Here is a 14,324-nt window from a genome sequence, read left to right as displayed (position 1 = left end):
ATAAGAAATCTTTATCCCATGAACCTGAAGTTTCTCGAGACCTTTGTCTGGGTCGCCCGACTCAAGAGTTTTCGCCTGACCGCCGACAAGCTCTTCACCACTCAGGCTTCGATTTCCAGCCGTATCGCCGTGCTCGAAGGCGAGCTCGGGGTAAAGCTGTTCCTGCGGGATTCGCGCGGCGTGAGCCTGACCCCCGAAGGCCTGAAAGTGCTCGATTACGCCGAGCGCATGATGGACACCATGCAAGCGCTCAAACAGTCGATCGAGACCCGTTCGAGCAAGGCCGGACGGGTGCGCATCGGCGTGATGGACACGGTGATCCACACCTGGCTCAGCCCCTTGGTGGCGCAGATGACCGATCACTACCCGCTGGTGGAAATCGAGCTGGTGGCCGATACCTCGCTGAACCTCTGCGATCAGCTGCAAAAAGGTTTTCTCGATGTGATCCTGCAGACCGATCTGCTGCGCCAGGAAAGCGTGCGCAGCCTGGAACTGGCCAGCCATCCCATGGGCTGGATCGTCGCCAGCAACGCCATTTACAACCGCGAGTATTCAGGCGTCGCCGATCTGGCGAACGAGCGGATCATTACCTACTCGAAAAACTCCCACCCGCATCAGCAAGTGCTCGCCCTGATGCAGGCCAATGGCGTGCTGGCGCCACGCTTGAACTGCGTGAACTCGGTGTCGGCGATTACCCGGCTGCTGCGCGACGGCTTTGGCATCGGCGCATTGCCACCGGTGCTGGTGGCCGAAGAGCTGGCACGGGGCGAATTGACCCTGCTGGACATCGATCAGCGACCACCCGACCTGCAGGTGGTGGTGTCGTGGCGAGTGGGCGTGGAGTGGGTCGAGGAGATTGTCGCGCTGTGCCAGCAGGTGCTGGAGGAGTACGCGTTGAAGGTGGGCGAACACTACATCACCCTGGCTGACTGAACGCATCCTGTGGCGAGGGGGCTTGCCCCCTCGCCACAAGGGACCGCGCATTTTTACAGCCCGCGCAAATCCCGCTCTTCAATCGGCCGGCTCTGGCGCAGACGCCTTCCACCCAGCACCACCCAGTCGATCAGCCGGAACAGGCACTCAATCCCGAACGACAGCAGCAAGGCGCCGCTCATGCCCCAGGTCATCGCCTCGGGCGTCAACAGGATCTGGTAGCTGTAGCCATTCCAGGTTTCCTTGCGGATGTCGGGGTCGGCGGCCAGCACCACTTGCAGGAAGCGGATGTACCAAGGCCCCTGCATCGCCTGGAATTGCTTGTCCAGCGCCAGTTGACGAGTCAGCAGATTGCTCAGGCTGTCGGCGTCGCTGCGAAAGATCGGGTCTTCGCTGGCTCGGTAATGGGCCACCAGGGCCTGCATGTCACCCTTGAAAAACTGATTGGCGGTGTTCTGAAAACCGCTCAACCCGGCTTGCGCCTCGATCAGATGGGCTTCGACGCGTTTGGCGTAATCACTGATGAAGCCCGGTACCTGAACACCGATCAACAGGCCCGCCGCAAACAACACCAGCCGTAGATAACTGAGCAACATGCAAGGAGTCCTTATTCGGTCGTGCCCTGACTGACGCATTCACCGCGTCGCCACAGGCTCCATTGACCCGGTTCGTAGCGGGTCCAGGTTTCGTTTTCGGTCAGGGGTTCGGTGGCGATGACGGTGACCACGTCGTTGGGCGTGGTTTCGGCCTGAAAATCGACGATCACGTCGACATCTTTCAAGCGCGCCGGACCAAACGGGGCACGACGGGTGATTTGCGCCAGTTTGGTCGAGCAATAACAGAACAGCCAGTCGCCATCGCTGAGCAGGCAGTTGAACACGCCTTTGCTGCGATATTCGGCGCAAGCAGCCACCAGGTCCGGCAGCAGTTCTTCGACCTCGACCGGCTCGGGGAACGCCGCGCGTACGCGGTTGAGCAAATCGCAGAACGCCGCTTCGCTGTCGGTATCACCCACGGGGCGGTAGAAACTGGCCGTTGGCTGAAAGTCAGCCAACTGGCCGTTATGCGCGAAACACCAGTTGCGCCCCCACAGCTCACGGACGAACGGATGGGTGTTGGACAGGCAGACTTTGCCGACGTTGGCCTGGCGGATATGCCCGATCACCACTTCGCTCTTGATCGGATAGCGCTGCACCAGGTTCGCGACTTCCGACTCGCAGCTCGCCGCCGGGTCCTGGAACAGCCGCAGCCCGCGACCTTCATAGAAGGCAATGCCCCAGCCATCGCGGTGCGGGCCGGTGCGGCCACCGCGCTGCATCAGCCCGGTGAAGCTGAACACGATATCGGTCGGGACATTGGCGCTCATGCCCAATAACTCACACATGCTCAGACTCTCACTCGATCGCAGGGGGCACGGTTACAGACGGGGTTCGACGCGCATCCGCTGAGGATTGCTCGGCACGGGAGGACGACCGTATCGATCATCGCCGGCACCGCCGAACGGTTGATCGTCTTCGGATTCTTCAGTGCGCGCAGCGGTTTTGGCGGCGGCAGCCTGTTCCTTGCGGGCGTTGGAGGCGCGCTCGATGGGGAAACGGATCGCCACCAGCACCAGGTAAAGGCCGAACGCGATCATGCCGTACATGAACAGATCGGAAATCGCCCGCCAGGCGTTGTTGCCGACCTTGAACAACAGGTCGAGCGCCGTAATGGCGATGGCCGGTGCGACTTTATCCTTGACCGGGTCGATGATGGTCGGGCTGAACAGCAACACCGCCATCAGCAGCCGCAGCGGCTCGCGCAACCATCGCCACATCCAGCGGGTCAAGCGCATCCACACCAACAGGCAGCCCAAAGCGGCAAAGGCGTAGAGGCCCCAAGCGATCAGATAGTCGTTCTCGGTCATGGTGTCCATGGCAAGGCAGGCAAAGAGGCGCTTATGATAACGGCTTTTCGCCCATCAGGCTGCATCAATGCCTGACAACCAGGCTCCCACAGATGGCGAAGCCCCTATTCCGTACACTGTTCGAGAGTCCTTCATGCCCCTATCCGCCAACACTTGCGACGCCCCGATTGCCCACAAGGCTGAAGGTTCCGACCCGTATGCCTGGCTGCAAGAGCGCGACACCGACGCAGTGCTCGACTACCTGAAAGCCGAAAACACCTATCAGGAGGCGCAAACCGCCGACCAGGCCGGGCTGCGCGAAACCCTGTTCGAGGAGATCAAGGGACGGATTCTCGAGACCGACCTGTCCCTGCCCTCGCCCTGGGGACCGTATCTGTACTACACCCGCACCACGGCGGGCGATGAGTACGCCCGGCATTACCGCTGCCCGCGCCCGGCCGATGACAGCCTGACCCTCGACGAAAGCCGCGAACAACTGCTCCTGGACCCTAACGAACTGGCCAACGGCGGTTTCTTTTCCCTGGGTGCTTTCAGTGTCAGCCCGGATCATCAGCGCCTGGCCTACAGCATCGACTCAAGCGGCGATGAGATTTACACGCTGTTCGTGAAGGAATTGTCCGACGGTCGTGTCAGCGAGCTGGAGTTCCAGGACTGTGACGGCAGCATGACTTGGGCCAACGACAGCCTGACCCTGTTCTTTGGCGAACTGGACGACACCCATCGCCCGCACAAACTGTATCGCTATCGACTGGACGGTACGGCGGCTGAAGAAGTGTTCCATGAGCCGGACGGTCGTTTCTTCATGCATTGCTACCGCTCAAGCTCCGAACAGCAGTTGCTGCTGTCCGTGGGCAGCAAGACCACCAGTGAAGTCTGGGTCCTCGATGCCAACCAGCCGCAGCAAGCCTTTACCTGCATCGCACCGCGAGTCGAGGACCATGAGTACGACGTCGACCACGGCGCACTGGACGGGCAATGGACCTGGTTCATTCGCAGCAACCGTGACGGGATCAATTTCGCCCTGTACACCGCCATCGATACCGGCGCGGCACCGGCCGAAACCCATTGGCAGAACCTGATCCCCCACAGCGACACGGTGATGATCGACGGCATCAGCCTGAACACCGGCGCCATGACCCTGAGCCTGCGGGTCGGCGGCTTGCCGGTCATCGAGGTGCACCCGCAAGGCCTGGCGCCTTATCGCGTGCAACTGCCGGATGCGGCCTACAGCCTGCACGTGCAGAACAGCCTGGAATTCGAAAGCGAGCGGATCCGCCTGCGCTACGAAGCGTTGAACCGCCCGGCGCAAATCCGCCAGCTTGAACTGGCGACCGGCGAACAGAAAGTCCTCAAGCAAACCCCGGTGCTCGGCCCGTTCGATGCCGACGCCTACGTCAGCCAGCGCCTTTGGGCCACTGCGCCGGACGGCACGCAAGTGCCGATCAGCCTGGTGATCAAGCGCGCAGACCTCGGCAAGCCCGTGCCGCTGTACCTCTACGGCTATGGTGCCTACGGCGAAAGCCTCGACCCGTGGTTTTCCCATGCGCGCCTGAGCCTGCTGGATCGCGGCATGGCGTTTGCCATTGCCCACGTGCGCGGCGGCGGCGAACTGGGGGAAGCCTGGTATCGCGCCGGCAAGCAGGAGCACAAGCACAACACCTTCAGCGACTTTATCGCCTGCGCCGAACACCTGATCGCCCAGGGCTTTACCACGGCAGCGCAGTTGGCGATCAGCGGCGGCAGCGCTGGTGGCTTGCTGATCGGCGCAGTGCTCAATCAACGGCCCGAGTTGTTCGGCGCCGCCATCGCCGAAGTGCCGTTCGTCGACGTGCTCAACACCATGCTCGACCCTGAGCTGCCATTGACCGTCACGGAATACGACGAGTGGGGTAACCCTGAAGAGCCGGACGTCCATGATCGGATCAAGGCCTACGCCCCGTACGAAAACGTCAGCGCGCAAGCGTATCCGGCGACCCTGGTGATCGCTGGCTACAACGACAGCCGCGTACAGTATTGGGAGGCGGCCAAGTGGGTGGCGAAATTACGCGCGACCAAGACCGACAGCAATCCGCTATTGCTCAAGACTGAACTGGGTGCCGGGCACGGCGGAATGAGCGGTCGATATCAGGGATTGCGTGACGTAGCACTCGAATATGCGTTTTTGTTCAAGGTTCTGGGCATCGCCTGAGGAACTCGGGCCGACGAACCGGTCTTAATTCCGCACGCCGCAGGCCGATACACTGCATATCCCCTGTGGGAGCGAGCCTGCTCGCGAAAGCGGTGGCACATTCAATATCTCCATTGGCTGTGACAACCCATTCGCGAGCAGGCTCGCTCCCACAAGAACGGCTCAACCCCGGAACAACAGACACTACAAAAAGACCGTGACGACATGTCTGAATCAACCTTTCTGAACAACGAAATTCGCGACTGGCTGATGGATTGCGGCCTGTTCAATCAGTTGCTGCCGGCGGACTTCGCCGCGGCTTCGGGCTACTTCAGTATCAGCACCATTGCCCAGGGCGAGGAAATCTTCCAGGAGGGTGATGCCGGCAGTTTCATGTGCATCATCCATACCGGTCAGGTGGCGGTGCAGAAAACCACCGCTGACGGGCAACGCGTCACCATCGCCACCTTGCGCAGCGGCCGCTCGTTCGGCGAGATGGCCGTGCTCGACGGCGAACGGCGCTCGGCCAGTTGCGTGGCCGCGAGCAACTGTCAGTTGCTCAACCTGGGCAAGGACTCGCTGGAAAAGATGCTCAACGACGCACCGAAAATCGCCGCCAAGATCATTCGCGCCCTCGCCGTGTCGCTGTCCAAACGCTTGCGCATGGCCGACGGTCAGTTGCTTTCGCAGCAGGTCTAGCCGCCTGGCGACTTGGGTTTGGGCGGATTCGGTTCAATCCCCGGCACGGGCTGGTCCTTGGTCGGCGGGCTCGGCATTTCAATCGGCACCAACGGCGGGCCGCTACTGCCCGGCCCGACTTTCGGCAAAGGCGCCGGGCTGATTTGCGGGTACGGTGTGGGCGTCGCGGTGCCGGGTGAACCGGGCATCGGCGCGGGGCTGACGGGAATCGATTGCAGCTGTTGCGCCTGCACTGCAGTTATCGAGAGCGCGGCCAGGGCAATGACCGTTAGAATGGTGCGCTTCATCAATGGCTCCGTTGGCCTTGTCGTCATAAACAGGCTACTCCCAACTGCGTCTGTTTGCCCTCCCGAGTTCTGCCAATTTTCTTCAAGAGAGCCCCATGAAACGTTTCGTTCTGCTGGACACCACCCCCATTCCTGAAAACGGCGGTGCCCTGTGCCTGTTCGAATACGGCGAGGATTTCGTCATCAAGATCCAGGGTGGCGATGGCGGACAATTGATGAACACGCGCATGCATGGCTCCGAAGATGCCCTGGCCGAGATTCCGTGCCGCAAGGTCGCCGGTCGACCGAACTCACGGGTGCTGATCGGCGGCCTGGGCATGGGCTTCACCCTCGCTTCGGCGCTCAAGCACCTGGGCAAGACCGCCGAAGTGGTGGTGGCCGAGCTGGTTCCCGGTGTCGTTGAGTGGAACCGTGGGCCGCTGGGCGAGAAGGCTGGCAACCCGCTGCTCGACCCGCGGACGGTGATTCGCATGGAAGACGTGGCCAAGGTCCTGCAAGCCGAACCCCAGGGCTTCGATGCCATCATGCTCGACGTCGACAACGGCCCCGAAGGCCTGACCCAGAAAGCCAACAGCTGGCTGTATTCCGCCGGCGGCCTGAGCGCCTGCGCCAAGGCCCTGAGGCCAAAAGGCGTGCTGGCCGTCTGGTCGGCCAGCGCTGACCGGCAATTTTCCGACAAACTGAAGAAAGCCGGGTTCAAGGCCGAGGAAGTGCAGGTCTTCGCCCATGGCAACAAGGGCACCCGCCACACCATCTGGATTGCCGAGAAGCTCAAGGGCTAGGCTAAACTTCACCCTATAACCGTCATTAGTCTTTCTACAAAGGTGAACCCATGAGTTCGTCCACCCCGACCAACACTTCGAAGCTGGATCGCATCCTCGCCGACAACCAGCGCGACAAGGAAATGGGCTACCGCGACAAGGCCCTGAAGATGTACCCGCACGTCTGTGGCCGCTGCGCCCGTGAGTTCTCCGGCAAGCGCCTGAGCGAACTGACCGTGCACCACCGCGACCACAACCACGACAACAACCCGCAGGATGGCTCGAACTGGGAATTGTTGTGCCTGTACTGCCACGATAACGAGCACTCGCGGTACACCGACCAGCAGTATTTCGACGAAGGCTCGCTGAGCACGCCAAAAATCGCCAAGGCCACGCATAACCCGTTTGCGGCGTTGGCCGGGTTGATGAAAAAAGAAGACTGAAACTGAGCTGCCCCCATCGCGGGCAAGCCCGCTCCCACAGGTTCTCTGGTGTACACAAAATGTGTGAACGACGGAGACCTCTGTGGGAGCGGGCTTGCCCGCGATAGCAAGAGTCCTGCCACCACCAATCTCCAAACTGACCGCTGCCGCCCAATCCCCGTATAATCGCGCTTTTTTCCCGAAAGGCACCCCGCTCGTGGCAGACAAACGGTACAGCTGCATTGGTTTGTATAACCCCAAGTCACCGGAGAACGTCGGTTCGGTGATGCGCGCCGCTGGCTGTTATGGCGTGGCGTCGGTGTTCTACACCGGCAAGCGCTATGAGCGCGCCGCCGACTTCGTCACCGATACCAAGCGCGTGCACTACGACATCCCGCTGATCGGCATCGACGACCTGAAGAAAATCCTGCCGCTCAACTGTGTGCCCGTCGCCGTGGAACTGGTCGAAGGCGCCCGCCCGTTGCCGGAATACACCCACCCGGATCGCGCGCTCTACATCTTCGGCCCGGAAGACGGATCGCTGGATAAAGAGATTCGCGACTGGTGCGAAGACGTGGTCTACATTCCGACCACCGGCTGCATGAACCTGGCCGCCACAGTCAACGTCGTGCTCTACGACCGCATGGCCAAGGGGCTCAATACCCGCTCCGGGCCAAAATTTCGTTGAATCGCCACACATCCGATTGAACAAGCGGCCCGCCCACGCAGTCAGCTTGATTATCGACCACACAAGCCTGGAGACAGACCATGAGCGAACTCAAACGCGTCGAGCGTATCGAATCCACCCCGTTCCAGAGCCCCTCCGAGCAGAACGTGCAGGGCTGGGAACGCATCGGTTCAATCGCCGGCGGTGTGGTGATGGTGGGCAAGGGTCTGCGCCGCGGCGGGATCTTCGGCTTGATCCAGGTGGCCATCGGCGGGGTGGCCCTGGCGCGCGGTATCACCGGCCACAGCTCGGCGAAAAGCCTGCTGGAGAAAGGCCGTCAGGACATGAATAACGTTCGGGCGAAAATCCAGCGCGCGGGTGAAGAGCTGAGCCAGTTGAAGGCCAATGCCGAGGCGGCGACCAAAACCGCCACCGTTACCGGCAATGATTCGTTGAAGTCGCCGAAAGCCGGGGGTTGATCAGGCTTGTCCGGCGGGGCTGATGGCCCTATCGCGAGCAAGCTCGCTCCCACAGGGTTATGTGGCGTTCACGACATTTGTGTTCACCCCCAATCACTGTGGGAGCGAGCTTGCTCGCGATGACGGACTCACTGAATCAACTCGGTACTCAGTACCTTTGAGGATCCACCGATCACGCTCTCGCTGAGCTGAACGAACGTCTTGGTATCGATATCCCCCAGCCGCATCGCCCCGCGCAATACGTCATCCAGCGACCGCTTATTGTGGGTTTTCAGGCGAATCTCGCTGTCCAGCTCCTGCAGCAACACCACCGCCCTGGCCACCTGCGCAGAGCTGACCCGCCCGCCGCGCAGCGTGGTGACTTTCTGGCTGCTCCTGACCAGCTTGCCGTGCAGGCTCGCGTAGCGCTCATCGCTCATGCCACCGGCCCGGCGCACCAGTTCGATGGCGTAATACTCGGCAAAGCCTTCCGCGATCCAGTCACTGCGCTGCGTGCCGTTGATCCGCCCGAACATCTGGGCCAACTCGCGGACCAGGGCACTGCTACCGCTTTCGCTGACCAACGGCAGGTGACTGTTGAGGTAGATCGACTCATGCGCCGACTGACTGCCGCGCCACATCGGATCATTGGCCCCGACGATCAGCAGTTTGCCAGGGTGTCGCGGGTACAACGCCTGCACCTGCGGCCAGACGAACGTCAGCAGGGTCAGCACATCCATACGGCGCATGCCCTGCCCCAGCGGCGAGGCGACGGCGACTTCAGTCTCGCCCAGACGAGTGCGGCGGCTGCCCAGCTGGCCGGCGAGCATCCAGCCAGTAGGCCGGTCGAACAGTCGGGAGGGGTTATCGATACGGAATTTGTTCTTGCCGATCCGTGGCCAGGCGGTTTCAACGCTCTTCCAGCCAGCGGGCAGTTCGAATTCAAGGCGTGAAACCAGTTCGGTGCCATCCTGCTGATCGAGCCTCGCCGCCGGCACCAGGTCGTCGCCGCGCATCAACGCCCAGTCTGGCGTCATGCGCGAGTCAAAACTGCCGTTCTTGCGCCCGTGGCTGATTTTCACGCGGAAGGTCAGGCTGGCCTTGTCGGCCGCCGGGCGCCAGACACCGCGCGCCGCCTTGCCGGGGCTCAGTTGCCATTGGCCGTCGGCCTTGAAATCGCTGAAGTGGCTGCCGTCGCCGAGGTTGAAATCCAGGCTGCGTACGGCCGAGCCCTGGGCGAGCGTCAGGCGCACTTCGGCCTGATCGCTCTGCGGCAACAGGCGCACGTGATAATCCAGATCGACCTTGTTCGCCGCCCATACGGGCGCACCCACCACCAACAATCCAACGATCCACGCCCGCCGCCATCCCACAGCCATACACACTCCTTCGTGAAAGGTTGAACCTCAGGCCATCAGCCTGCGCGGAATATCAGGTGATCTTCCCAATCATCTTCCGCCACGCTGCCCTCGGCGAGCATGCGCCCGGACTGGGAAATCCGCTCGTGATGCACGGCGTCGCGATCGCCGCACACCAGGTGATGCCACAACGGCAGGTCCTTGCCTTCGCTGACCAGGCGATAGCCGCAGGTCGGCGGCAGCCATTTGAACTCGTCGGCCTTGCCCGGCGTGAGCTGGATACAGTCCGGCACCGAGTCACGACGGTTAGGATAGTCGGTGCACTGGCAGGTTTTCAGGTCCAGCAGCTTGCAGGCGATGCGCGTGTAATAAACGCTGTTGTCGTCTTCGTCCTCAAGCTTTTGCAGGCAGCACAAGCCACAGCCGTCGCACAGCGATTCCCATTCCTCCTGATCGAGTTGATCGAGGGTTTTGCGTTTCCAGAACGGTTCTACTTTGGCGGCCATGGTTCGAGCATCGACATCAGGTGGTGAAAAGGCCGCCAGTCTAGTGCCCCACGCCCCGCGGGCCAAGCATTGGCGACTGTCGGTAGAACGGGCTTGTGAGTTTTCGCGCTGCCAAGTAGGGTTTTGCGTCGCCCCCACTTTCAAACGTAGCAAGGAATCTCTTGATGAGTGCCAATCCACGCGTTGCCGATTACGCCATTCACCCCCAGTTCACCGATCGCTGGTCGCCCCGCGCCTTCACGGGCGAAGTGATCCCGCAGGAAACCCTGCTGAGCTTCTTCGAAGCCGCACGCTGGGCCCCCTCGGCGTACAACTCGCAACCCTGGCGCTTCCTTTACGCACGTCGCGACACGCCGAACTGGGAGCGTTACCTGGGCCTGCTGAACGAATTCAACCGCAGCTGGGCGCAACATGCGTCGGCCCTGGTGATCGTGATTTCGAAAACCACCTTCACCGCGCCTGGCGCCAGCGAAGAAACCCCGGCCCTGTGGCACACCTTCGACACCGGCTCGGCCTGGGGCCACCTGGCCTTGCAAGCGAGCCTGAGCGGCTGGCACACCCACGGCATGGCCGGTTTCGACCAGGAACTGACCCGCAAGGAGCTCAACATTCCTGAAGGCTACGCCCTGCACGCCGCCGTCGCGGTGGGCAAGCTGGGGGACAAGGCCAGCCTGGCGGATTACCTGCAAGCCCGAGAAGAGCCAAGCCCGCGTCGTTCGTTGAGCGAGCTGGCGGCTGAAGGTGATTTCACCCTCTAAGCCACTGCACAAAACATTGTGGGAGCGAGCTTGCTCGCGATGGCGGCAGGACATTCAACATTGATGTTGGATGTACAGGCCCCATCGCGAGCAAGCTCGCTCCCACATGTTTGGTGCTCCAGGCAGAATCAGCGGTGGATTTAATACCCGCGTTCAAAATCCACTTCCCCGCGCAACGCCTCTCCCGCCTGATACGCCCGCAGGTTTTCGACAAACAGCTTCACCATCATCGACGGCGAAGTCGGTGCCGAGCTGTGCCCGGTGAGCAGCAGGCCCCAGGCTGTCCAGAAAGGATGCCGCTGGGGCAAGGGTTCCTGACGGCAGACGTCAATTACCGCGCCCGCCAGATGCCCTTCCTTCAAGGCTTCCACCAGGTCCGCATCGACCACCGCCACACCGCGCCCGGCGTTGATGAACAACCCGGTCGGCTTGAATTGCTTGAACAGCGCCGCGTCGTAGATATCGTGGGTTTCCACGGTGTTCGGCAGCAGATTGACCACGTAATCGACTTCACCGACCAGCCGCGGCAGATCCGCCAGTGCACCGACTTCGATAAACGGTGCCTGTTCCCGCGCGCTGCTGGCGACGCCATACAACTCGACACCAAACGGCACGAGGAACTGCGCGACACTTTGGCCGATATCGCCCGTGCCGACGATCAGCACCTTGCGCCCCGCCAGGCTCTGGCCATGGCGGCTGTCCCATTTGCGCTCGACCTGGCTGACCAACCGCGCCAGCACTTCACGTTCGTGACCGAGCATGTACGTGAGCACGTACTCGGCCATGACCTGACCGAAGATGCCGACTGCTCGCGTCAGCCGATAGTGCCGCGGCAAGCCATCGGCCAGCAGCGGCGTGATGCCGGCCCAGGTCGATTGCAGCCACTGCGGTTGATGACCCTGGCGCAACAGGGTCGCCAGCAGGTCAGGCTGGCCGAGCCACACCGGGCAATCGGCGGCCTGGCTGGCCAGCTCGGCGGAATCACCGCTGGTCAGCACCTCAAGTTCCGGTGCGGCCTCGCGCAACAGTTGGGCGTACACGGGGTGGTCGTGTTCAGCAATCAGGACGCGCATGCTTCAAACCTTTCAAAAACAGTGCAGACGGCCGCCGACGGAGCCGTGCTCCATCGATGCTGCCATCGCTAAAATCAATCAGTGTTTCATAACCACTCTGAACAGACCCTGTCTGCCACTCACATCGGATCGTTGCGACGCAACAATTCTTCCGGCAAGTGCTCGATGTACTCGTCTTCGGCAGGCGGCATTTGCAGGTGATAACCCTGTTTGTCGAGGTTTTCCAGCACGACCTCGATGTCCTCGCGCGACAGTTTGCGCTCCGGGGACAGCACCAGGTCGAACGCGTGGATGGGCTTGCCGAAGGCTGTCATCAGGGGATCCGGTACGCGCTCCAGAGCGTCACTCTTGAGCACATACAGGTACATTTCGTTTCGCTTCGAGCTGCGGTAGATGGAACAAATACGTTTCAAGGCTGTTCTCCGGCGGCGGCCAGGCTGTCGAGCAGCGCCTGGCCCATCAATTCGCGGCGCCAGCCACGCAGCGAATCAGGCAATTGGTAGGGACCATTGGGGAAGCCGCTCTTGAGCAGCGCTTCCAGGGTTTTCTTGCGCAGCATCAGTTCCGGCGTGATGTTCAGGCGTTCGGCTTCGGCCTGGCCGATGGCCTTGAGCTGCTTGAGCAGCACGGCAGCGTCGACCGGCAGCGGCTCAGGCACGGCTGGAGGCCATTGATCAGGCGACACACTGCCAGAGCGCTTGATCAGATCAAGCAGAAACTCGCCGTCCTGACGCACGGTACGCGGGTGCATGTCTTCGATCTTCGCCAGTGCGCCGAGGTTGTCCGGTTGCGTACGCGCCAGCGGCCACAACGAATGTTCGCGGACAATCCGGTTGCGCGGCAGGTCACGGGCGCGGGCTTCCTTTTCGCGCCAGGCGCAGAGCTCACGCAAAACCGCGAGTTGGGCGCGGGACAGCTTCCAGGCCAGCTTGGCATCGCGATAGACCTCGTACGGATCGATCTCGCGGCGCAGGTTGGCCACCAGTTCGGCGCCGTCTTCCAGGACCCAGGCGTACTTGTCGTCAGACAGCTTGGGACGCAGCTTTACGAAGACTTCAGCCAAATGCACGGCATCTTCGGCGGCATAGCTGATCTGGGTTTCGGAAAGCGGACGTTGCAACCAGTCGGAACGGGTTTCACCCTTGGGCAGGTCGATGCCGAGCACTTCCTGCACCAGCCGCGAATAGCCCATGGAAAAACCGAGGTTCAGGTAAGCGGCAGCCAGCTGCGTATCGAACAGTGGCGCCGGCAGGCTGCCGGTCAGGCGCAGCAAGACTTCGAGGTCTTCGCTGCACGCGTGGACAACCTTGAGCACGGCCGGGTTTTCCAGCAACGTGGCCAATGGCTGCCAGTTGTCGATGGTCAGTGGATCAATCAGGTAGGCACGTTTGCCATCACCGACCTGCAGAAGGCCGGCGATCGGGTAGAAGGTGTCGACCCGCATGAATTCGGTGTCGAGGGCAACGAATGGCAACTGCTGCCACTCGGCACAAAACCGACCGAGGCTATCGTTGTCGCGAATCCAGTGAATATCGATGGCCACACGGCTCTCCCTTGAAGAATGGCGCGCAGTATATATCGCCCCCGGCGATTTCCGCGCATCCACTGAACAAGAGCGTTAGCGAAAATTACTGCGTGACATAGAGAATAGTCCGACAACGCCGGGCTAGCCGGTCTTACCCAGCACGTAGACGCGCCTCTGTGCGCAACCGGGTAAAAAGTCCTGATGACCGAGCAAACGGAATCCCGCCTGCCTGAACTCGCTTTCGACCTCGGTCTTGCTGGGCAAACCCCCTTCAACTGTTGAATGCGCCCCCTTGAAACGACCTTCCAGGCGCACCGCAACGATCACCGTATCGCGACTGACCCGGTAAAACTCGCCAAGCATCGCCAGACGATGTTCCGAGTGGGTGAAGTGCTGAAACAGTTGCATGCAAAAAATGCTGTCGACCGCATTTTCCGACAGGCCAATCGTGAACGCCGAACTTTGAAAGGTCTTGACCCGTTTCAACAGACTTTGCGGGTGATGTGTGCGGGCATGATCGAGGATGTCCCCGGACGGGTCCGTCGCGAGGATCACCCGATTGCCATGTTCGACCAGCACGGGCCAAAAACGCCCCACACCGCAGCCCACGTCGAGGATCAGCCCCGGTTCGCCAGCGATCTTGAGTGCCTTGCGCACCACACGCTCTTCACGCCAGAGCAGCAAACGCCCCGCCAGGCCCGGCGGTTGCGGCTGAAGGCAGACGCGCGCGTGCTCCTGATCGTAGCGCCGGGCAATCTCAAGCTCGAGGGCGGATGGGGGCTGGGCGCACATGTGCAAAGACTC

Annotated in this window: 18 protein-coding genes; 8 read left to right on the top strand and 10 right to left on the bottom strand. The window is 61.5% G+C overall.

The window, feature by feature from the left end; all coding sequences use genetic code 11:
- Window positions 1-18: 18 nt before the first annotated feature.
- On the top strand, window positions 19-933 hold the full coding sequence (locus tag AB4O16_RS23910; RefSeq protein ID WP_460155986.1) for a LysR family transcriptional regulator: 915 nt from the start codon (window positions 19-21) through the stop codon (window positions 931-933).
- A 53-nt stretch (window positions 934-986) separates the two neighbouring features.
- Here AB4O16_RS23910 and AB4O16_RS23905 read toward each other — a convergent pair whose 3' ends face one another.
- The 3 genes from AB4O16_RS23905 to AB4O16_RS23895 are packed head-to-tail and all read right to left on the bottom strand — an operon-like array spanning window position 987 to window position 2,848.
- Window positions 987-1,529, bottom strand: a complete 543-nt coding sequence (locus AB4O16_RS23905; RefSeq protein WP_460155985.1) for a DUF2937 family protein — start codon at window positions 1,527-1,529, stop codon at window positions 987-989.
- Between the two features lie 11 nt (window positions 1,530-1,540).
- On the bottom strand, window positions 1,541-2,317 hold the full coding sequence (locus AB4O16_RS23900; RefSeq protein ID WP_150717818.1) for a class II glutamine amidotransferase: 777 nt from the start codon (window positions 2,315-2,317) through the stop codon (window positions 1,541-1,543).
- A 33-nt stretch (window positions 2,318-2,350) separates the two neighbouring features.
- On the bottom strand, window positions 2,351-2,848 hold the full coding sequence (locus AB4O16_RS23895) for an MFS transporter (protein WP_460155984.1): 498 nt from the start codon (window positions 2,846-2,848) through the stop codon (window positions 2,351-2,353).
- 124 nt (window positions 2,849-2,972) lie between these two features.
- Between AB4O16_RS23895 and AB4O16_RS23890 the strand changes: the two genes are divergently transcribed.
- Together AB4O16_RS23890 and AB4O16_RS23885 are read left to right on the top strand one after the other, a co-directional pair.
- Window positions 2,973-5,027 carry a S9 family peptidase gene (locus AB4O16_RS23890; RefSeq protein ID WP_460155983.1) on the top strand — a complete coding sequence of 685 codons (2,055 nt, stop codon included), beginning with the start codon at window positions 2,973-2,975 and terminating at the stop codon, window positions 5,025-5,027.
- 204 nt (window positions 5,028-5,231) lie between these two features.
- The gene (locus AB4O16_RS23885) at window positions 5,232-5,705 is read left to right on the top strand and encodes a cyclic nucleotide-binding domain-containing protein (protein WP_008015977.1); all 474 of its coding nucleotides are present in this window, start codon (window positions 5,232-5,234) and stop codon (window positions 5,703-5,705) included.
- Here the strand turns inward: AB4O16_RS23885 and AB4O16_RS23880 are convergent.
- Window positions 5,702-5,992 (bottom strand): hypothetical protein, encoded by a 291-nt coding sequence (locus tag AB4O16_RS23880; RefSeq protein ID WP_110662116.1) that lies wholly within the window; start codon window positions 5,990-5,992, stop codon window positions 5,702-5,704. The two genes, AB4O16_RS23885 and AB4O16_RS23880, sit on opposite strands and share 4 nt — an antisense overlap.
- Window positions 5,993-6,087: 95 nt before the next feature.
- On the opposite strand from AB4O16_RS23880, the gene AB4O16_RS23875 reads away from it, so the two are divergent.
- From AB4O16_RS23875 to AB4O16_RS23860, 4 genes are all read left to right on the top strand, one after another.
- The gene (locus AB4O16_RS23875) at window positions 6,088-6,774 is read left to right on the top strand and encodes a spermidine synthase (protein WP_007898703.1); all 687 of its coding nucleotides are present in this window, start codon (window positions 6,088-6,090) and stop codon (window positions 6,772-6,774) included.
- A gap of 50 nt (window positions 6,775-6,824) precedes the next feature.
- Window positions 6,825-7,196: a YajD family HNH nuclease gene (locus AB4O16_RS23870; protein ID WP_007898702.1), complete on the top strand. Its 372-nt coding sequence runs from the start codon at window positions 6,825-6,827 to the stop codon at window positions 7,194-7,196.
- A 196-nt stretch (window positions 7,197-7,392) separates the two neighbouring features.
- Window positions 7,393-7,863: an RNA methyltransferase gene (locus AB4O16_RS23865; protein WP_007911337.1), complete on the top strand. Its 471-nt coding sequence runs from the start codon at window positions 7,393-7,395 to the stop codon at window positions 7,861-7,863.
- A gap of 80 nt (window positions 7,864-7,943) precedes the next feature.
- Complete coding sequence (locus tag AB4O16_RS23860) at window positions 7,944-8,321, top strand: YgaP family membrane protein (RefSeq protein ID WP_160389162.1); 378 nt, start codon at window positions 7,944-7,946, stop codon at window positions 8,319-8,321.
- Window positions 8,322-8,449: 128 nt separating this feature from the next.
- On the opposite strand, the gene AB4O16_RS23855 is transcribed toward AB4O16_RS23860, so the two are convergent.
- Both AB4O16_RS23855 and AB4O16_RS23850 read right to left on the bottom strand, forming a co-directional pair.
- Window positions 8,450-9,679, bottom strand: coding sequence for a hypothetical protein (locus AB4O16_RS23855; RefSeq protein WP_460155982.1), 1,230 nt, complete (start codon window positions 9,677-9,679; stop codon window positions 8,450-8,452).
- Between the two features lie 35 nt (window positions 9,680-9,714).
- Window positions 9,715-10,164: a YcgN family cysteine cluster protein gene (locus AB4O16_RS23850; RefSeq protein WP_160389160.1), complete on the bottom strand. Its 450-nt coding sequence runs from the start codon at window positions 10,162-10,164 to the stop codon at window positions 9,715-9,717.
- Window positions 10,165-10,328: 164 nt separating this feature from the next.
- Here AB4O16_RS23850 and AB4O16_RS23845 point away from each other — a divergent pair, with 164 nt between their 5' ends.
- Window positions 10,329-10,922: a nitroreductase family protein gene (locus AB4O16_RS23845; RefSeq protein ID WP_460155981.1), complete on the top strand. Its 594-nt coding sequence runs from the start codon at window positions 10,329-10,331 to the stop codon at window positions 10,920-10,922.
- Between the two features lie 140 nt (window positions 10,923-11,062).
- Here AB4O16_RS23845 and AB4O16_RS23840 read toward each other — a convergent pair whose 3' ends face one another.
- From AB4O16_RS23840 to AB4O16_RS23825, 4 genes are all read right to left on the bottom strand, one after another.
- Window positions 11,063-11,995 (bottom strand): D-2-hydroxyacid dehydrogenase, encoded by a 933-nt coding sequence (locus AB4O16_RS23840; RefSeq protein WP_160389158.1) that lies wholly within the window; start codon window positions 11,993-11,995, stop codon window positions 11,063-11,065.
- Between the two features lie 119 nt (window positions 11,996-12,114).
- Complete coding sequence (locus tag AB4O16_RS23835) at window positions 12,115-12,408, bottom strand: YcgL domain-containing protein (protein WP_460155980.1); 294 nt, start codon at window positions 12,406-12,408, stop codon at window positions 12,115-12,117.
- The gene (gene rnd / locus AB4O16_RS23830) at window positions 12,405-13,538 is read right to left on the bottom strand and encodes a ribonuclease D (RefSeq protein ID WP_460155979.1); all 1,134 of its coding nucleotides are present in this window, start codon (window positions 13,536-13,538) and stop codon (window positions 12,405-12,407) included. Before rnd ends, AB4O16_RS23835 begins: the two co-directional genes overlap by 4 nt.
- Before the next feature lie 123 nt (window positions 13,539-13,661).
- Window positions 13,662-14,312 (bottom strand): class I SAM-dependent methyltransferase, encoded by a 651-nt coding sequence (locus AB4O16_RS23825; RefSeq protein ID WP_460155978.1) that lies wholly within the window; start codon window positions 14,310-14,312, stop codon window positions 13,662-13,664.
- Window positions 14,313-14,324: the final 12 nt, after the last annotated feature.

This window comes from Pseudomonas sp. S2_H10 (assembly GCF_054668285.1).
Note: the sequence above shows the minus strand (reverse complement) of the source record. Positions and strands in the feature narration are given on the sequence as shown.